We start from the raw sequence: 19076 nt of genomic DNA, 5'->3' as shown, positions 1-19076 counted from the left end.
CGCTCTATGCTCGCCCTCGGCAAACTGCTTGAACTGACCCTCGCCGGCCGTGAACCGGCGGAGAAGACTCAACTGACTGTCGAAGGCGTGCGCATGCGCTGGTTGAGCGAAGGTGCGCTGGAAGTCCGGCCACCTGAAGCGCGTGACAATGGCCTGGACCTGCTGCTGTCGGCGGGGATCCACGGCAATGAAACAGCGCCGATCGAGTTGCTCGATCGCCTGTTGCACGACATTGCCCGCGGCGACTTGAAGCCGCGCGCACGTATTCTGTTCCTGTTCGGCAACCCAGAGGCGATTCGCAAGGGCGAGCGTTTCGTCGAGCAGGACGTCAATCGGCTGTTCAATGGCCGTCATGAACAAAGCAGTGGCTCCGAAGCCTTGCGTGCTTGTGAGCTGGAGCGGTTGGCGGCGAGTTTCTTCAGTCTGCCTGATCGTCAGCGCCTGCATTACGACCTGCACACGGCCATTCGTGGCTCGAAAATCGAGCAGTTCGCCTTGTACCCATGGAAAGAAGACCGTCAGCATTCGCGTCAGGAACTGGCACGCCTGCGCGCCGCCGGCATGGAAGCGGTGTTGCTGCAGAACAAGCCGTCCATCGTGTTCAGCGCCTACACCTACGACAAGCTCGGTGCCGAGGCTTTCACCCTGGAGCTCGGCAAGGCGCGGCCATTCGGGCAGAACGCCGGGGTCAATGTCTCGCTGCTGGAGGCGCGCCTCAAGCAGATCATCGAAGGCACCGAGCCGGAATTGACTGACGAAGCACTGGACGGTTTGCAGCTGTACAGCGTGGCACGGGAAATCATCAAGCACAGCGACAGCTTCCGCCTGAACCTGCCGGCGGACATCGAGAACTTTTCGGAGCTGGAAGTGGGTTATCTGCTGGCGGAAGACATCGCCAACACCCGCTGGATCATCGAGGAGGAGGGCGCCCGGATCATCTTCCCGAACCCCAAGGTGAAGAACGGTTTGCGTGCCGGCATCCTGGTCGTGCCGACCACCGACGAAAACCTGGCCTGACCACAAGCTGAAGCCAGACATAAAAACCCCTGTGGGAGCGAGCTTGCTCGCGATAGCGGACTATCAGTCGATGAATATGTTGACTGATACACCGCTATCGCGAGCAAGCTCGCTCCCACAGTTGATTTGGGTGACGCCAGAAACATCACCCGGATCGCAAGATTTGTGTTTAGACGGCTAGCGCGCGTGGCTCGGTGCGGCGCAATGCGCGGATCTTGTGCAGCGTATCGGCACACGTCTTTGCCGCTTCCTGGCCTTTGTGCACGAAGTGATCGAAGAAGAACTTGTGATGCAGTTCTTCGCCGGCATGGAAGTGGTGCGGGGTCAGGGACACCGAGAACACCGGCACTTCGGTTTCCAGTTGCACCTGCATCAGGCCGCTGACCACCGACTGGGCGACGAACTCGTGACGGTAGATCCCGCCGTCCACCACCAGGGCTGCCGCGACGATGCCGGCATAACGACCGGTCCTGGCCAGCAACTTGGCGTGCAGGGGCATTTCAAAGGCGCCGCCGACTTCGAAGAAGTCGATGTCGGATTCCTGATAACCCTGGGCAATCATTTCGGCGACGAAGCCTTTACGGCTCTGATCGACAATATCCTTGTGCCAGCAGGCCTGGATGAACGCAACGCGCTCGCCGTGATGGTTTTTGGCTTTGCTGTCAATTGCGGTGGGTTGCATGTTCTGACTCCTGTTTGTGTGAAAAACAGGGCGTTATGAATCGAAGGGGATTTGAGGGTACGCACGCTCGCACGAATGCCGGCGGACGGCCCTTTGTTGTCAATCCCGTTCTCTCTTCATCCGGACTATGACCGTCGGCCCCGGGATCACACCGGGTCTGCTGACCTTGCTGCCAGGCACCGCCGAAGCCGTGCTGTCACCAAGCGCTCGCGGGCTATGCGCATTGTGCGCAATTACCGCCGGTGGGGAGTTGCACCCCGCCCTGAGAACGTTTTTGCCGCCCAAATGTTTGGCGGCGCAGCGTTTTTATCACATATTTGCGGTATGCGCATGGCCCCTTTTGGATGATTGTCATCGACTTTTCCGTTGGATTAATCGGCCTTTTCCTACGCAAGGGTTGATTAATCGTCGCCATGCCCGCAGTAATTCTTTCCTGAAAGGGATTTCCCCTGCTTACCGAGGCCGGATTCATGAGCGTTATCGATCTTCGCAGCGACACCGTCACCCAACCTTGCGCCGGCATGCTCGACGCGATGACCACTGCGGCCACCGGTGACGACGTGTATGGCGAAGATCCGACGGTCAATCGTCTGGAAGCTGAATTGGCAAAACGGCTGGGTTTTGCCGCAGCGCTGTTCGTGCCAACCGGGACCATGAGCAATCTGCTGGGTTTGATGGCCCACTGCGAACGCGGTGACGAGTACATCGTCGGCCAGCAGGCTCACACCTATAAGTACGAAGGTGGCGGTGCGGCGGTGCTCGGTTCGATCCAGCCGCAACCGCTGGAAGTGCAGGCCGACGGTTCGCTGGACCTGACCCACGTCGCCGCAGCGATCAAACCGGACGACTTCCACTTTGCGCGTACCCGCTTGCTGGCGCTGGAAAACACCATGCAAGGCAAGGTCCTGCCGCTGGAGTACCTGGCGCGGGCGCGCAGTTTTACCCGCGAAAACGGTTTGCAGCTGCATCTGGATGGGGCTCGCCTGTACAACGCTGCGGTCAAGCTGGGTGTCGATGCCCGGGAAATCACCCAGTATTTCGATTCCGTCTCGGTGTGCCTGTCCAAAGGGTTGGGCGCCCCGGTCGGTTCGGTGCTGTGCGGCTCGGCCGAGCTGATCGGCAAGGCCCGGCGCCTGCGCAAGATGGTCGGTGGTGGCATGCGTCAGGCCGGGATTCTGGCGGCGGCAGGCCTGTACGCGCTGGATCACAACGTTCAGCGCCTGGCCGATGACCACGCCAACGCGCAATACCTGGCCGAAGGCCTGCGGGCGGCGGGTTTCGAAGTCGAACCGGTGCAGACCAACATGGTTTACGTGCAGATGGGCGACCAGGCCGAGGCCATCAAGGCCTTTGCCGCCGAGCGCGGGATCAAGCTCAGTGCCGCCGCGCGTCTGCGTATGGTCACGCACATGGACGTCAGCCGTGCGCAAATCGAGCAAGTCGTCGCGACATTCGTCGGCTTTTCGCGCAAGTGATAGCGTTAGCGCTCCAATTGAGCGTTTCTATCGTATAAACACGCTGTACCCCGCGCGCTGGGCCGATATAATGCGGCCCTTTGCCGTCGCTTCGTCTGTTGACGTTTCGAACAGGCCTTTGGCCGCAGCCTCCGTGGAAGAACCTAATGAAAAGCGCAGAAATCCGTGAAGCCTTCCTTCGCTTCTTCGAAGAGCAAGGCCACACCCGTGTAGCCTCCAGCTCTTTGATTCCGGGCAACGACCCAACCCTGCTGTTCACTAACGCGGGGATGAACCAGTTCAAGGACTGCTTCCTGGGCCAGGAAAAACGCGCGTACACCCGCGCGGTCAGCAGCCAGAAATGCGTGCGCGCCGGCGGCAAGCACAACGACCTGGAAAACGTCGGTTATACCGCCCGTCACCACACCTTCTTCGAAATGCTGGGTAACTTCAGCTTCGGCGATTACTTCAAGCGTGATGCCATCACCTACGCCTGGAACTTCCTGACGTCCGACAAGTGGCTGAACCTGCCGAAGGAAAAGCTCTGGGTCACCGTCTACGCCAGCGATGACGAGGCGTACGACATCTGGACCAAGGACATCGGCGTTCCGGCCGAGCGCATGGTGCGCATCGGCGACAACAAGGGCGCGCCGTACGCCTCCGACAACTTCTGGACCATGGGCGATACCGGCCCGTGCGGTCCTTGCACCGAGATTTTCTACGATCACGGCGCCGACATCTGGGGCGGCCCACCGGGCTCGCCGGAAGAAGACGGTGACCGCTACATCGAAATCTGGAACAACGTGTTCATGCAGTTCAACCGCACCGCCGATGGCGTGTTGCACCCGCTGCCAGCGCCGTCGGTCGACACCGGCATGGGCCTGGAGCGGATCAGTGCCGTGCTGCAGCACGTTCACTCGAACTATGAAATCGACCTGTTCCAGAGCTTGCTGACCGCTTCGGCCAAGGCCATTGGTTGCACCAATGACGCCCAGGCTTCGCTGAAAGTGGTGGCTGACCACATCCGTTCCTGCGGTTTCCTGATCGCCGACGGCGTGCTGCCGTCCAACGAAGGCCGCGGTTACGTGCTGCGCCGGATCATCCGTCGCGCCTGCCGTCACGGTAACAAATTGGGCGCCAAGGGCAGCTTCTTCTACCAGATCGTCGCAGCCCTGGTTGCCGAGATGGGCGAAGCTTTCCCGGAACTGAAATCCCAGCAGGCACACATCGAGCGCGTGCTGAAGGCCGAAGAAGAGCAATTCGCCAAGACCCTGGAGCAGGGCCTGAAGATCCTCGAGCAGGATCTGGCCGAACTCAAAGGCGACGTGGTGCCCGGCGACGTAGTGTTCAAACTCTATGATACCTACGGTTTCCCGATGGACCTGACCGGCGACATCGCTCGCGAGCGCAGCCTGACCATCGACGAAGCAGGTTTCGAGCGTGAGATGGAAGCCCAGCGCGTCCGTGCCCGTTCCGCCAGCTCCTTCGGCATGGACTACAACAGCCTGGTCAAGGTTGACGTGGCCACCGAGTTCACCGGTTACATCGCTCACAGCGGTTCCGCCAAAATCGTTGCGCTGTATAAAGATGGCCAGTCGGTCGACGTATTGAGCGAAGGCGATGAGGGCGTGATCGTTCTCGACAAGACGCCGTTCTACGCCGAGTCCGGTGGCCAGATCGGTGATTGCGGTTACCTGCAGGCGGGCAGCGCGCGTTTCGACGTGCGTGACACCACCAAGACCGGCGGTGCATTCCTGCACCACGGTATCCTGGATTCGGGTAGCCTGATCGTTGGTACGCCGGTCGAGACCCACGTTGATGCCGAGGTGCGTCACGCCACGTCGTTGAACCACTCCGCGACTCACTTGCTGCACGCTGCATTGCGCCAGGTGCTGGGCGATCACGTTCAACAGAAAGGCTCGTTGGTCGACAGTCAGCGCCTGCGTTTTGACTTCAGTCACTTCGAAGCCATCAAGCCTGAACAACTGAAAGCGCTGGAAGACATCGTCAACGCCGAGATTCGCAAGAACTCCGAAGTTGAAACCGAAGAAACCGATATCGAAACCGCCAAGCAAAAGGGCGCCATGGCGCTGTTCGGCGAGAAATACGGCGACAACGTGCGTGTACTGAGCATGGGCGATTTCTCCGTCGAGCTGTGCGGCGGTATCCACGCCAGCCGTACCGGCGACATCGGCCTGCTGAAAATCATCAGCGAAGGCGGTGTGGCATCGGGTGTGCGTCGTATCGAAGCCGTCACCGGTGCGCAAGCGCTGGCCTACTTGAACGCGGCGGAAGAACAACTCAAGGAAGCGGCCAGCCTGGTCAAGGGCAGCCGCGACAACCTGATCGACAAGCTGTCGGCTGTGCTGGAGCGCAACCGTCTGCTGGAGAAGCAACTCGAGCAGTTGCAGGCCAAGGCTGCCAGTGCCGCGGGCGACGATCTGTCGGCCCAGGCGCTGGACGTCAAGGACGTGAAAGTGCTGGCCGTGCGTCTGGACGGTCAGGATGGCAAGGCGCTGCTGGCGCTGGTCGATCAACTGAAAAACAAACTCGGCCGCGCAGTGATCCTGCTCGGCAGTGTCCATGAGGAAAAGGTTGTTCTGGTTGCAGGCGTAACCAAAGACCTGACTGGCCAACTCAAAGCCGGTGATTTGATGAAGCAAGCCGCTGCGGCAGTGGGCGGGAAGGGCGGTGGTCGTCCAGACATGGCGCAAGGCGGCGGTACCGACGCTGGCGCACTGGATGCGGCACTGGCCCTGACCGTTCCGTTTGTAGAGCAGGGTCTATAAGGCAGTACTTGCGGCCCGCAGTCTAGTGGTGGGCCGCAATACTGTTCGAGTGATTATTTGGGCGCCCTTCATGGGCAGAGGCGGCTTTGAAATGGCTTTGATCGTACAGAAATTTGGAGGCACCTCGGTCGGCACCGTCGAGAGAATCGAGCAGGTCGCCGACAAGGTTAAGAAATTCCGCGATGCCGGCGATGACCTGGTGGTTGTGCTGTCTGCAATGAGCGGCGAAACCAACCGTCTGATCGATCTGGCCAAGCAAATCAGTGGCGACGGCCAACCGGTTCCGCGCGAGCTGGACGTGATCGTTTCCACCGGTGAGCAGGTGACGATTGCCCTGTTGGCCATGGCGCTGATCAAGCGTGGCGTGCCGGCGGTGTCCTACACCGGCAACCAGGTGCGGATTCTGACGGATAGCGCACACAATAAAGCGCGTATCCTGCAGATCGATGACCAGAAGATTCGCGGTGACCTGAAGGCGGGTCGTGTGGTGGTTGTCGCCGGTTTCCAGGGCGTCGACGAGCACGGCAACATCACCACCCTCGGTCGTGGCGGTTCCGACACCACCGGCGTGGCGCTGGCGGCAGCCCTGAAGGCTGACGAATGCCAGATCTACACCGACGTCGACGGTGTCTACACCACCGACCCGCGTGTGGTGTCCGTGGCTCAGCGCCTGGACAAGATCACCTTTGAAGAGATGCTGGAAATGGCCAGCCTCGGTTCCAAGGTGTTGCAGATCCGCGCGGTCGAGTTCGCCGGCAAGTACAACGTTCCGCTGCGCGTACTGCACAGCTTCAAGGAGGGTCCGGGCACCCTCATTACTATTGATGAAGAGGAAACCATGGAACAGCCGATCATTTCCGGTATCGCTTTCAACCGCGATGAAGCCAAGCTGACCATCCGTGGCGTGCCAGACATCCCGGGCGTTGCCTTCAAGATTCTCGGCCCGATCAGTGCCGCGAACATTGAAGTCGACATGATCGTGCAGAACGTCGCGCACGATAACACCACCGACTTCACCTTCACCGTGCACCGTAACGACTACCAGGCGGCGCAGGCCGTGCTGGAAAAAACCGCTGGCGAGCTGGGTGCCCGTGAAGTCGTGGGCGACACCAAGATCGCCAAGGTGTCGATCGTCGGCGTTGGCATGCGTTCTCACGCAGGCGTGGCCAGCCGCATGTTCGAATCCCTGGCCAAGGAAAGCATCAACATCCAGATGATCTCGACCTCGGAAATCAAAGTCTCCGTAGTGATCGAAGAGAAGTACCTGGAACTGGCTGTGCGCGCTCTGCACACGGCTTTCGAACTGGACGCACCGGCCCGCCAGGGCGAGTGATGCGTTTGCCAAAAGGCGCGGTCTGACCGCGCCTTTTGTTTTTTTGAATGGCGTGACCCCCGAGCCTGTTCTTTTGCTCGCGCTAGTCAATACTCAGGCATGTAGGGCTGCGACCGCTCCGGTTGTGGGTCGAGTGCCTTTTTTTTGCAGACTGTTGTCCCTGAAATGTAATGCGTGAGGAGAAAGGTATGCTGATTCTGACTCGTCGGTGCGCAGAAAGCCTGATTATCGGTGATGGCGAAATCACCGTGACCGTGCTCGGCGTCAAAGGAAATCAAGTGCGCATCGGTGTTAATGCCCCCAAAGAGGTGGCTGTTCACCGGGAGGAAATTTACCTGCGTATCAAGAAAGAGAAGGACGAAGAACCAAGCCATTAATTTTTATCGTTTTTTATGTTTGCAAACGGGGAAGAAGCTGGTTAATATACGCCCCGTGTTGCGGAGAGCTGGCCGAGTGGCCGAAGGCGCTCCCCTGCTAAGGGAGTACACCTCAAAAGGGTGTCGGGGGTTCGAATCCCCCGTTCTCCGCCATTATTTGCGTAGTACGTTGTAATCTGGCTTTTTCGGTAAGTTGTTGAAATTACTAAAAAAAGTGTTTGACATAGAGATTAGACGGCCTATAATGCGCGGCAACAAATGCACTCGTAGCTCAGCTGGATAGAGTACTCGGCTACGAACCGAGCGGTCACAGGTTCGAATCCTGTCGAGTGCACCATTTAAGAGTTAGTTGCAGTAATGCAAGTAACTTGGTTTCAACCAGTTGTGGTCTGGTCTAAAAACACAAATTGCACTCGTAGCTCAGCTGGATAGAGTACTCGGCTACGAACCGAGCGGTCACAGGTTCGAATCCTGTCGAGTGCACCATACAACAGAAAGCCCGCATTTAATGCGGGCTTTTTGCCGTCCGGGATTTGGCTTTTCCTTTCGTGCATCCCCTCTCGTCGAACTCCACCTGTGCACTGCGACCTCGCAGGGTGTCGTAACGGTAGCTCGTAGCTGAATTGCGAATACTGATCTTGTCCGGCTTGCCGAGGGCGCTTTCGACGTCTTGCTGGCTCATGCCGGCGACCACTCGCTGATTGATGATTGCTTCACGGCGCTCCCTGGCACTGATCAGGTTTCCGCACTTGTCCTGCGCCTGACCGACCACGGTCGGGTCTTTCCTTTGGATTTTCATTCCTGATGTTTCACGGGGTTCGGCTGGTGGCATAAGCGCCATCGTGCTGCCGGGTGTAAAGGCACGTACGTCCTGAAGTGAAACGCTTTCTCCCGTGGCACAACTCAGTGTGGTGAAGGTAATGCGCCCATTGGCCGCCTCGCAGCGCTGAACGGTGGTGGCGAGCGCCAGGGGTAGGGGGCTGAGCAGGCCGAGCAGTAATAAGAATTGTGCAACTGATGGCATCAGGCATCCTCCATGACGTTCCTTTTCAAGGGTAGCGGCTACAATTTTCGAGGGGGGTGTGTTTTCTTTTCGGAATGCGTCGTCGCATTTTTGCGGATCAGGACGATGCTCAGGTTTGTTGTGCAAGCGCTTGTTTCAGCCAAGATTTTTTAACGTTTAAAACCGTCAGGCGGTGTATCATTGCGCCCGTCAGCCCCGCCGGGGCTTGTGGAATACCTCCATGGACTTACCCAGTAGTTACTCAGTACCCCGTTTCACCAATCATGAATTGACTGATTGATCCTTCCGGCGTGCCCCGCTGCTGGGAGTGGAGTTCGCCTATGTCCGATGTTGAAGTAAAGAAAACGCAGGAAAGCTTGCAGGATCGCCTGGCTCAGGTGGTTGAGTTGCTGCAGCGCCAGCGAGTGGTAGAAGACCTGACTCACCGCCAGGAAGGCCCGCATCATGACCGGGTCGAGAACCTGGTCCACCGGCAGAACCTCGTCGAGTTGCAACGCAAGCTCGATGACCTGCACTCCGCCGACGTCGCCTACATCCTTGAAGCCTTGCCGCTGGACGAACGTCTGACGCTCTGGCAACTGGTCAAGGCCGATCGCGACGGCGACATCCTTCTTGAAGTATCCGATTCGGTCCGTGAATCGCTGATCGCCGACATGGACGATCACGAGCTCCTGGCAGCCGCCAAGGACATGGATGCCGACGAACTCGCTGACCTGGCCTCCGAGCTGCCGCGAGACGTCGTCCATGAGCTCATGGAGACCCTCGACCAGCAACAACGCGAGCGTGTGCGTTCGGCTCTGTCCTACGACGAGGAGCAGGTCGGTGCGCTGATGGACTTCGAGATGGTGACCATTCGCGAGGATGTCAGCCTCGAAGTGGTCTTGCGTTATCTGCGCCGTCTCAAGGAGTTGCCGGGCCATACCGACAAGCTGTTCGTGGTCGACTACGGCGGCGTCCTCAAGGGCGTGTTGCCGATCAAGCGTTTGCTGGTCAACGATCCGGACAAACAGGTTTCCGAGGTGATGGCCAGCGATCCGGTGAGCTTCCACCCGGATGAAGACGCCTACGATGCGGCCCAGGCCTTCGAGCGTTACGACTTGATCTCCGCGCCTGTGGTCGACAAGAACGGCAAGCTGATCGGCCGTCTGACCATCGATGAAATGGTCGACCTGATCCGTGAAGAGAGCGAAAGCGAAGTTCTCAACATGGCGGGTCTGCGTGAAGAAGAAGACATTTTTGCGTCGGTCTGGAAGTCCCTGCGTAACCGTTGGGCCTGGCTGGCGATCAACCTGATTACCGCGTTCGTGGCTTCTCGGGTCATCGGTTTGTTTGAAGGTTCGATCGAGAAGCTCGTGGCGCTTGCGGCTTTGATGCCGATCGTGGCGGGGATCGGTGGTAACTCGGGTAACCAGACCATCACCATGATTGTTCGGGCCATGGCGCTGGACCAGGTGAGCACCGGCAATACCTCGCGCCTGATGCGCAAGGAATTGGCCGTCGCGTTGATCAACGGCGTGATCTGGGGCGGGGTGATTGGTGTGGTTGCCTACCTGCTCTATGGCAGTTGGTCATTGGGCGTGGTGATGACCGCCGCGATGACGCTCAACCTGTTGCTGGCGGCGTTGATGGGGGTCTTGATTCCGATGACCCTGGCGAAGATGGGGCGTGATCCTGCAATGGGCGCCAGTGTGATGATTACTGCCGTGACCGACAGCGGCGGCTTTTTCATCTTCCTGGGGCTTGCGACAATCTTCCTGCTCTAAAGTCCGTTTCACTAAAACCCGCCGTCAGGCGTAATGCTGTGTAGGAGCGAGCTTGCTCGCGATGGTCGTTAACGATAACGCGTATTTACTGGCTAAACGCGGCGCTCTTGAGTCCATCGCGAGCAAGCTCGCTCCTACAGAAGACCACCTTCGCTTAAGTGAACAGCATTACCCCGTCAGGCGGGTTTTTTGTGCCCGGATTTCAGGCAAAAAAAAGCCAGCGATCAGGCTGGCTTGAGCTTTCTGGCTGAATCAGGACGCGTCGGCGGCCATTTCAGCGTCATGAGCGATCAGCGAAACCAGGGCGTTCTGCTGTCGGTGGGAAAGTTGGCGGAAGCGCTGCAGCAGCTCGCGTTCGTGCAAGGAAAGCTCCGGGCTGTCCAGGCGCATGCTCAGCTCTTCTCCCAGTGCACCTTCCTGAATAAGACTTTGCTCAAGACGCGCAATGATTTCGGAGTTCATGCTGCGATGATGATTGCGAGCCACCTCGGCAATGCGTTCACGCATTCCGTCTGGCAGACGTACGACGAACTTGTCAGCCGTACGGCTGGAATAAATTGCCTGTTTCAATGGGCGCATATATTTAACCGGTTAGTTCAGGGGAGCGGTTTCGGGATTGGCCGCAGGATGTCTGGTAGGACAAGCGCTCTGACCAAATGTTCAACCTGAATTGATAGAGGCGCGCATCATGCCCCAAACAAGCCAGATCCTTGGCGTCAATTCTGTGACAAATATTGAACTGTATAAAGGCTTTATGCCAGCACCAATTATCAGAAATGCTGACTGGTTTGAAAAGTTCGACCGGTTCGTATCGCTTAACACATTCTCCACCCGACGAAAGGTTTCTGACGGGCAGCAAAAGCGGACTCGATCCCTGTTCCTTGCCTTTTACAGAATAGTGGCAAATGGCCGATTTACTAGGGAGAGTCGTATGGAGGGGGGGGAATTCAGGATGGATGGCAGGCCTTTGCGCCGGATCTGCCATACCTGGATTAACGCAGGACCGGATCAAACTTGATCTTGCGTCCGGCAATCAGTGCGAGCACGAACAGAGCGCTGAATACACCACAGACAATCAGGGGGAGGGTGACGACCATGTCCTGGGTCAATGACAGATGAAAAATGCCGCTCAACAAGGCGAGGATGAAGAAACTCGCGGCTGGTTTGGACATGCTGTGCTCCTGGTGAGGGTCATTCAAAATACCAAGCGTTCGGCAGACGGAGCCGGTACCAGGATGGTTTCCTGGCTGACCTCCTGGCTGACCTCCTGACTGACAAAGCCGTGCTGGCTGCTCATCACGGCCAACTGCGGCGCTTTCTGCGGTTGAAGGTAATGTGGCATTCGCTGGGCAACCTGCGTAGCACCGCTCTCGTGGGTAAAATGAAAACCCGGCAAACCGTCAGAGCGATTGAACTCGAGAGTAAAAGGGCGCTGTTCATGAGGCGGCCTCCGTTGTTCTGTGAGAACAGTTGAAGTAGCTCGTATGCCAGAGTCTATCGACAATTAAATTCTTTAAAAACAATGAATTAAGATATTTTTGCGAAAGCCGGGTCTTGCATTTTGCAATGATGGCTTTTTGCAGTAATGCAATTTGTACGGTAAACAAGTCCGCGCCTGGCCGAGGCGTCTGCCTACACTTAAAAAGCCCAACGGACGACATGACAAAAGCCGGCCCGGCCGTTAACATGCACGCCGTCCATCGCGCTGCGTTTTCGTCGCGGCCGAATTGTGTCCCAGTAGCTCAATTGGATAGAGCATCCCCCTCCTAAGGGGAAGGTTGGCAGTTCGAACCTGCCCTGGGACACCATATAAATCAGGCAACTCGGGTTGTCTGCGTTGCTAAGCTGGTTTCTGAAGGGGGGCAAAACGCACTCCTTGGTGTTTGCCGGGCTGCCAGTCGGATGGCTGGCGTTTGATAGCTGGACTAGAGTTCAGTACATTTCCCCTACAGATAGAATCACTGCCAGAAGTTTTCTATGCAGGCCAAGACATTGCGACTTGATGAGTTCCGCGAGAACCAGCGTCTTTCGTATGCTGAGGCTGCTACGCGTATTCACCAGGCAGCCCAAGCTGTATCCCAAGACAAAAAGTCAGCTAAAACCTTCCTCCAGCGGATTGGTATAGTCGATCAAAAAGGCGAGCTCGACGAAGCCTATCGTTGATGTATCAGCTTCTTCCCTCGTTCGTCCTGGGATTTCATGGGTGTGACCGAGAAACAGGCGAGATGGTGCTTTCCGGCAACACTCAGCTGAATCCCAGCAAAAACTCATACGACTGGCTCGGCAAAGGCGTTTATTTCTGGGAGAACAATCCAGAGCGAGCGCTGAACTATGCAACCTTTCTCCGCGATCATGATAAGCGCGCCATAAAGGCGATCAACAATCCGTTCGTTGTTGGGGCTGTGATTGATTTGGGGTTTTGCCTTAACCTCACCGACGAGAATGCTTTGATCCTTGTGCAGCAGGCGCATAGTGATCTTGCTTCTATTTCGGCAGATGCTCAAACCGCTATGCCGATCAATGAACCGGGCTTCATGGGCGATCTGGACTTGCTCAAGCGGCATCTCGATTGCGCGGTCTTCGAGACTCTGCATGGGTTGCGTGAGGAGGGTCAGTTGGATCCGTTTGACTCAGTCCGAGCCCCATTCTGGGAAGGAGATGAGCTCTTTCCTGGAACACTGTTCCGTCAGAAGACACACATCCAGCTTTGTGTACGCAATTCTAGGCGCATTAAAGGTTATTTTCGGCCATTAGGCGAGGATGGTAGACCGCTTCAGCCGTGATCGTAGTCACCCTTTACTCGAGCGTTGGGTTTGTGGTGCTTCTCTGTTTGACGCATCCCCGTAATTGCTGGGTTGTCTCAAGTGGAGCCGCTTCTAATTTGACCCTCCTAAGGGGACGGTTGGCAGTTCGAACCTGCCCTGGAACACCATCATTTATCAGCACTTTGCTGTCCAGAAAAGCCCCGCCGGAAGATTGATTCCGGCGGGGCTTTTTTGTGCGCGATGTCTCGTTCTCAGTAACGCCTTCACCTATTCAGGGTGAGCGTTGGGGAAGGTTCTCAAGGGAACGCTGTTGCTGGCCGATAACCCGGGCTGTCAGGGACTTGTTCGTCTCTTCCGGTCGGCATGGGGGCTCATTGTCTATGCGAAGGTGTTTGATAGCCTAGTGCCACCCGTTATCATCTGCGCGCCAAAACAAGGGCTGCGAAGTTGAGTCCGTCCGTGTATTTGCCTTTGGGTTCTTCTTCTTAAATTGCCTGGAAATCTTCGATGCTGTCGTATCACCAAAAGCGTTTTCTGATCGTCGATGATTTCTCGGACTTCCGCAGTTCGGTCAGGTCGATGCTGCGCGAACTGGGCGTCAAGGAAGTGGACACTGCCGATACCGGCGAGCAGGCGCTGAAAATGTGCTCGCAGAAGCAATACGACTTCATCCTGCAGGACTTTCACCTGGGTGACGGCAAGAAAAACGGCCAACAGGTGCTCGAAGACCTGATGGAAGAAAAGCTGATCAGCCATGAAGCAGTGTTCGTCATGGTCACCGCCGAAACCAGCCAGGCCATGGTGCTCAGTGCGCTGGAGCACGAGCCCGATGCCTACCTGACCAAGCCGTTCAACCGATCCAGCCTGGCCCAGCGCCTGGAGCGCCTGGAGCAGCGCAAGACCCTGCTCAAGCCGATCCTGCAGGCCCTTGATCGCGGCAAGCCGATGGAAGTGCTCAACGCCTGCATCGCCCTGTGCAAGCAAGACATCCGCTATTCGCCACTGTGCCTGCGCTATCGCGCCGATGCCCTGCGCGACCTCAATCAGAACGAAGCGCTGGAGCGCCTGTACGACGGCATTATCGCCGACCGCCCATTGCCATGGGCGTTTGCCGGGTTGGGCAAGTTGTTGTTCAAGCGCGGTCAGGTCGCGCAGGCCAAAGGCATTTACGAAAAAGCCCTGAAAGTCTTCCCGATGATGCCGTCGCTGTATGACGGCATGGCGGACGTGCTGGTCGCCGAAGGCGATACCAAGGGTGCACAGCGTGTTCTGGAGGAAGCGATTCGCCTGTCGCCGCTGGCGGTTCGCCGCCAGGCGTTGCTGGGCAAGCTGGCGATGACCAACGAGGATTTCGACACGGCGGCCAAGGCCTATCGCCAGGCTGTGAGCCAGGGTGCGCAGTCACGGTTCAAGGATGCCGAAAGCAATCTTGGCCTGGCCCACGCCTTGATCAGCAAGGGCAGCGAAAGGGGCCTGGACACGCGGACCCGTCTGGAAATCAACACCACGTTGAGCGCCGTGGCCAAGGAAAACCCTTCCGATCCGGGCCTGCAAATCCGCGCGCGCCTGATGAAGGCCACCAGCCTGTTGCTCAACGATGCCGAGACGGCTGACAAGCTCACCGAGCAAGCCTTGTTGCGTCTGGATGGCATGGAGCAATTCATGAGCGCCGAAGCGGCGTTGCTGGTGGCCAAGCAGCTGAAGATGCTCGGGCAGACCGAGGCCGGTACCGCGATGCTGAAAAACTGCGTGGAAATCTACGGCGACGATCCTGTGGTCATGAAGGACATCGCCAAGCAGACCGACGACCCGAGCATCCTCAACTCCGGCAACGCCGCCGCTGAACTCAACCGTCAGGGCGTGCGCGTGTACAAGACCGGCAATCTGGTGGAGGCGCGAGCGGTGTTCCGCAAAGCCCTGGCGATGCAGCCGAAGAACATCAGTATCGCCCTGAACCTGGCGCAGTCGTTGTTGCACGGCACCGATACCGGCGTTCCTTCGGCGGAGCTGGAAGAATGCCGGACCTGCCTGAAAATGGTCGGCCTGATGCCCGACTCCGACGCGCGTTATCCGCGTTACCAGAAGCTGAAAAGCAAGGCGTTTGGCCAATGAACGACAACCAACAGGCACTGGATTTTTCCACGGTGATCGCCTCTACCGTGCACGATATGAAGAACTCGCTGGCCATGCTGATGCAGGCCCACAGCCACTGGCTGGCGCGATTGCCGCAGGCGGCGCGGCAGACGCCGGAGCAGGGCGTGATCGACTTCGAGTTTGCCCACCTCAATGGCATGCTGGTGCAGTTGCTGGGGCTGTACAAGCTCGGCGTCAACCAGATGCCGTTGCGGCCGGCCTACCATGAGCTGGACGACTTCATCGAAGCGCAATTGGCTTGCCATCAGGAAGTGTTCGCCAGCCGCGGCATCATGGCCACCTATGAAGTGGACCCGCTGAGCCCGCTGGGTTTCTTCGACCGTGAGTTGATCGCGTCGGTATTGGCCAACTGCATCAACAATGCCATTCGCTTTGCGCGGCATGCCGTTTTGATCAGCGTCAGCGACGAAGCCGGGCAACTGGTGTTGACCATCAATGACGATGGCCAGGGGTATCCGGCGCAGATGATCGAGCACCAGGCCGATTACGTGCAGGGCATCAATCAAAGCACCGGCAGCACCGGGTTGGGCCTGTACTTTGCCGGACGAATTGCCGCGTTGCATCAGCGCAACGGTGTCGGCGGACGCACCGAAATCGGCAATGGTGGTCCGTTGGGCGGTGGGGTGTTCCGCCTTTACCTGCCCTGACTGGCAGCATATTTATCGACGCTGCTTGAAATTCCGAACACGCGGAGCCTATTTTGTACGGTCGCCGTTCGCGGCCCGCACAATAACAAGGATTGCGTCATGACCACCGTTGGCCTGAGTTCACTCGCGCAGCGATTGACCGGCATTGATGAAGTTGAGTGTGTCACGCCGGATTTGAATGGCGTTCCACGGGGCAAAGTGATGACCTGCGAGGGGTTTCTCGACGGTCGACGTTTGCAGATGGCGCGGGGCGTGCTGTTGCAATGCATCATGGGCGGATACCCGCCGGCGCGTTTTTACGGCAGCGATGATGGCGACCTGGCGCTGATCCCGGACCCAGCACAAATCCACCGCTTGCCCTGGAGCCATCCACCGCGGGGCTTCGCCATTTGCGACGCGAATGAACTGGGCACCACCACCAGCTCCAGCCTGTCGACCCGTGGTCAGCTCAAGGCCGTGATTGCCCGTTACGCGGCCCGCGGCCTGGCGCCCGTGGTGGCGACCGAGCTTGAGTTCTTCGTTTTTGCGCCTAACACCGACCCGACTCAGTCGTTCCAGCCACCGCTGGGGCTGGATGGTCGTCGCGAGGATGGTCAGTCGGCGTTCAGCGTCAGCTCCAACAATGGGCTGCGCCCCTTCTTCAATGAAGTCTACGAATGTATGGCTGCGTTGGGGCTGCCCCGCGATACGTTCATGCACGAAATGGGCGTCAGCCAGTTCGAGATCAATCTGCTGCATGGCGATCCATTGCTGCTGGCCGACCAGACGTTCCTGTTCAAGCACTTGCTCAAGGAAGTTGCCCTCAAGCACGGCCTGAGCGTGGTGTGCATGGCCAAGCCGCTGGCGCATACGCCGGGCAGTTCGATGCATATTCACCAGAGTGTCGTCGAGATCGATTCGGGGCAAAACGTGTTCAGTGACAAGGCGGGGCGGGAGACGGCAACCTTCCGTCACTTCATTGCCGGACAGCAAGTGTGCATGGCCGACTTCACTGCGTTGTTTGCGCCGAACGTGAACTCCTATCAGCGCTTGTGCCACCCTTACGCCTCACCGAATAATGCCTGCTGGTCCTATGACAACCGGGCAGCCGGCTTGCGCATACCGGCCAGTTTGCCGGTGGCCCGCCGGGTCGAGAACCGCTTGCCGGGCGCTGATGCCAATCCGTATCTGGCGATTGCCGCAAGCCTGGCGGCGGGGTTGCATGGCATCGAGAACGCGTTAGAGCCGAGCGCGCCGATCCAGGGTGAGTTCGAAGTGCCAGACAATCTTTCGTTGCCCTGTACCTTGCATGCGGCACTGGAGCGTCTGAAACGTAGCCAGTTGGCCAAGGAACTGTTCGGCGTGGAATTCATCGAAGGCTACATCGCTTCGAAGACCCTGGAGCTGAGCAGTTTCCATAATGAAATTACTCCCTGGGAACGGCGTGTTTTAGCAGCCCAGGCCTGACGATCCGTCGACATCCGGCTATCGTTTAGCGATAGCCGATTATCACTGCAAGGAGCCGCTCGGAACGCCGATGCGCCAAATCTGGAAATCCTTTCGAGCACTGTATTTCGCCTCGCTGATGATGTTGATCGGTTCAGGCCTGTTGAGTACTTACCTGGGCCTGCGCCTGGCGGCCGACCATGTCGACAGCCTGTGGGTCGGTGCGTTGATGGCCGCCAACTACTTCGGCCTGGTGCTGGGGGGCAAGATCGGTCACCGGTTGATTGCCCGGGTCGGGCATATCCGGGCCTACTCGGCCTGTGCCGGAATCGTCGGCGCGGCGGTGTTGGGTCATGGCCTGATCGACTGGCTGCCGGCCTGGCTGTTCCTGCGGGTGATCGTCGGCCTCGGCATGATGTGCCAGTACATGGTGATCGAGAGCTGGCTGAACGAACAGGCCGAAGCCAAGCAGCGCGGGTTGGTGTTCAGCGGTTACATGATCGCCTCTTACCTGGGCCTGGTGATGGGGCAACTGATTCTGGTCATGCACCCGGCGCTGGGGCTGGAACTGCTGATGCTGGTCGCCCTGTGTTTCGCCCTGTGCCTGGTGCCCGTGGCTCTGACCCGGCGGATCCACCCTGCACCCTTGCATCCGGCGCCCATGGAGCCACGGTTCTTTATCAAGCGTGTGCCGCAATCATTGAGTACGGTGCTCGGGGCAGGGCTGATCGTCGGTTCGTTCTACGGTCTGGCGCCGCTGTATGCCTCGCAGCAAGGATTGTCCACGGAGCAGGTCGGCCTGTTCATGGGTAGCTGTATTTTTGCCGGGTTGCTGGTGCAGTGGCCGTTGGGCTGGTTGTCCGACCGCTACGATCGGGCCGTGTTGATCCGCAGTTTCGCATTCAGCCTGGCCCTGGCTGCACTGCCGCTGGCGATCATGCCGCAGGTGCCGTTGGAGGTTCTGTTTATCGCCGGTTTTGTCTGTTCGCTGGTGCAGTTCTGCCTGTATCCGTTGGCGGTGGCGTTCTCCAATGACCATGTCGAAGGCGATCGCCGGGTATCCCTGACGGCAATGTTGCTGGTGACCTACGGCGTTGGCGCGAGTATCGGGCCGCTGGTGGCAGGCGTGCTGATGAAGCTGTTCGGCAGCCAGATGCTCTATGCCTTCTTCAGTTTTTTTGCGTTGGTGCTGGTATGGCGGATTCGCCCGAAAGCTGTGACCAACCTGCATCAGGTGGAAGATGCGCCGCTGCATCACGTGGCCATGCCGGACAACATGACGAGTTCACCGCTGGTGGCCTGCCTCGACCCGCGTGTTGATGAGCAGGTGGTGCAGGATCAGATGCAAAATCCGGTGAGTACCGGGTCAGAGCCTGAATCAGAACCTGAGGCTGATGTAACCGAGGATGAAACCGATCAGCCACCGCAAGACCCTGATACAGGGCGAGACCCGAACTTCAGCGAGGCCAGGCCTTAAATCAGGGCATAAAAAAAGGCTCTTCACGGAATTCCGGGGAACACCGATACCTGTAGAAGCTGCGGTGCGGCGATCCGACTTGCCAGCGATGGCAACTGACGGCCGAGCATTTTCTTCCTGGTGTACATATTCATTGCTGCGGTAACGGCCACTTAGGGTTCCGCCCTTA

16 protein-coding genes, 4 tRNA genes, 1 pseudogene and 1 riboswitch are annotated in these 19076 nt (G+C 58.2%); of the genes and pseudogenes, 16 read left to right on the top strand and 5 right to left on the bottom strand.

All coding sequences use genetic code 11. From position 1 onward, the window contains the following. Positions 1 to 6: 6 nt before the first annotated feature. The gene (gene astE, locus AC1DKH_RS28650; protein ID WP_477760165.1) at positions 7 to 1017 is read left to right on the top strand and encodes a succinylglutamate desuccinylase; all 1011 of its coding nucleotides are present in this window, start codon (positions 7 to 9) and stop codon (positions 1015 to 1017) included. Between the two features lie 169 nt (positions 1018 to 1186). Here the strand turns inward: astE and AC1DKH_RS28645 are convergent, their stop codons facing one another. Next, complete coding sequence (locus AC1DKH_RS28645; RefSeq protein ID WP_477800024.1) at positions 1187 to 1699, bottom strand: 6,7-dimethyl-8-ribityllumazine synthase; 513 nt, start codon at positions 1697 to 1699, stop codon at positions 1187 to 1189. Positions 1700 to 1802: 103 nt separating this feature from the next. Next, positions 1803 to 1973, bottom strand: a riboswitch (FMN riboswitch). A 196-nt stretch (positions 1974 to 2169) separates the two neighbouring features. Between AC1DKH_RS28645 and ltaE the strand changes: the two genes are divergently transcribed. The 7 genes from ltaE (at position 2170) to AC1DKH_RS28610 (ending at position 8138) form a co-directional block, all read left to right on the top strand. After that, positions 2170 to 3174: a low-specificity L-threonine aldolase gene (gene ltaE, locus AC1DKH_RS28640; RefSeq protein WP_477752850.1), complete on the top strand. Its 1005-nt coding sequence runs from the start codon at positions 2170 to 2172 to the stop codon at positions 3172 to 3174. 146 nt (positions 3175 to 3320) lie between these two features. After that, complete coding sequence (gene alaS / locus AC1DKH_RS28635) at positions 3321 to 5942, top strand: alanine--tRNA ligase (protein WP_477800023.1); 2622 nt, start codon at positions 3321 to 3323, stop codon at positions 5940 to 5942. Between the two features lie 91 nt (positions 5943 to 6033). Beyond that, positions 6034 to 7275 (top strand): aspartate kinase, encoded by a 1242-nt coding sequence (locus AC1DKH_RS28630; RefSeq protein ID WP_007971040.1) that lies wholly within the window; start codon positions 6034 to 6036, stop codon positions 7273 to 7275. A 188-nt stretch (positions 7276 to 7463) separates the two neighbouring features. Then, positions 7464 to 7652, top strand: coding sequence for a carbon storage regulator CsrA (gene csrA, locus AC1DKH_RS28625; protein ID WP_002554426.1), 189 nt, complete (start codon positions 7464 to 7466; stop codon positions 7650 to 7652). Positions 7653 to 7714: 62 nt separating this feature from the next. Further along, positions 7715 to 7805: transfer RNA gene (locus AC1DKH_RS28620), tRNA-Ser, on the top strand. 107 nt (positions 7806 to 7912) lie between these two features. Beyond that, positions 7913 to 7989, top strand: a tRNA-Arg gene (locus tag AC1DKH_RS28615). A gap of 72 nt (positions 7990 to 8061) precedes the next feature. Then, positions 8062 to 8138 (top strand) — tRNA-Arg (locus AC1DKH_RS28610). Between the two features lie 19 nt (positions 8139 to 8157). Here the strand turns inward: AC1DKH_RS28610 and AC1DKH_RS28605 are convergent. Further along, positions 8158 to 8676, bottom strand: coding sequence for a cell envelope protein SmpA (locus AC1DKH_RS28605; RefSeq protein ID WP_477764840.1), 519 nt, complete (start codon positions 8674 to 8676; stop codon positions 8158 to 8160). Positions 8677 to 8996: 320 nt separating this feature from the next. Between AC1DKH_RS28605 and mgtE the strand changes: the two genes are divergently transcribed. Further along, complete coding sequence (gene mgtE, locus AC1DKH_RS28600; protein WP_477800022.1) at positions 8997 to 10439, top strand: magnesium transporter; 1443 nt, start codon at positions 8997 to 8999, stop codon at positions 10437 to 10439. 252 nt (positions 10440 to 10691) lie between these two features. Here mgtE and AC1DKH_RS28595 read toward each other — a convergent pair whose 3' ends face one another. The 3 genes and pseudogenes from AC1DKH_RS28595 to AC1DKH_RS28585 all read right to left on the bottom strand — a co-directional run bounded on the left by AC1DKH_RS28595 (position 10692) and on the right by AC1DKH_RS28585 (position 11879). Next, positions 10692 to 11018: an Arc family DNA-binding protein gene (locus AC1DKH_RS28595; RefSeq protein WP_003178899.1), complete on the bottom strand. Its 327-nt coding sequence runs from the start codon at positions 11016 to 11018 to the stop codon at positions 10692 to 10694. Between the two features lie 413 nt (positions 11019 to 11431). Then, complete coding sequence (locus tag AC1DKH_RS28590; protein ID WP_477764834.1) at positions 11432 to 11611, bottom strand: PA3371 family protein; 180 nt, start codon at positions 11609 to 11611, stop codon at positions 11432 to 11434. A gap of 23 nt (positions 11612 to 11634) precedes the next feature. Continuing rightward, positions 11635 to 11879: pseudogene (locus AC1DKH_RS28585) on the bottom strand (hypothetical protein). Positions 11880 to 12170: 291 nt separating this feature from the next. Here AC1DKH_RS28585 and AC1DKH_RS28580 point away from each other — a divergent pair. From AC1DKH_RS28580 to AC1DKH_RS28550, 7 genes are all read left to right on the top strand, one after another. Further along, a tRNA-Arg gene (locus AC1DKH_RS28580) sits at positions 12171 to 12247 on the top strand. Between the two features lie 169 nt (positions 12248 to 12416). Continuing rightward, positions 12417 to 12602 carry a hypothetical protein gene (locus AC1DKH_RS28575; RefSeq protein WP_477800021.1) on the top strand — a complete coding sequence of 62 codons (186 nt, stop codon included), beginning with the start codon at positions 12417 to 12419 and terminating at the stop codon, positions 12600 to 12602. Continuing rightward, a complete protein-coding gene (locus tag AC1DKH_RS28570; protein WP_477800020.1) occupies positions 12602 to 13222 on the top strand; it encodes a hypothetical protein in 621 nt (206 codons plus the stop codon). The genes AC1DKH_RS28575 and AC1DKH_RS28570 overlap by 1 nt, the downstream gene beginning before the upstream one ends. A 489-nt stretch (positions 13223 to 13711) precedes the next feature. Next, positions 13712 to 15316 (top strand): response regulator, encoded by a 1605-nt coding sequence (locus AC1DKH_RS28565; RefSeq protein WP_477764830.1) that lies wholly within the window; start codon positions 13712 to 13714, stop codon positions 15314 to 15316. Further along, complete coding sequence (locus tag AC1DKH_RS28560) at positions 15313 to 16005, top strand: sensor histidine kinase (RefSeq protein ID WP_477800019.1); 693 nt, start codon at positions 15313 to 15315, stop codon at positions 16003 to 16005. Before AC1DKH_RS28565 ends, AC1DKH_RS28560 begins: the two co-directional genes overlap by 4 nt. A gap of 201 nt (positions 16006 to 16206) precedes the next feature. Further along, positions 16207 to 17451 (top strand): glutamine synthetase family protein, encoded by a 1245-nt coding sequence (locus AC1DKH_RS28555; protein WP_477800027.1) that lies wholly within the window; start codon positions 16207 to 16209, stop codon positions 17449 to 17451. Positions 17452 to 17521: 70 nt separating this feature from the next. After that, a complete protein-coding gene (locus AC1DKH_RS28550; RefSeq protein WP_477752844.1) occupies positions 17522 to 18907 on the top strand; it encodes an MFS transporter in 1386 nt (461 codons plus the stop codon). Positions 18908 to 19076: the final 169 nt, after the last annotated feature.

The organism is Pseudomonas sp. 05L36, from assembly GCF_056398125.1.
Note: the sequence above shows the minus strand (reverse complement) of the source record. Positions and strands in the feature narration are given on the sequence as shown.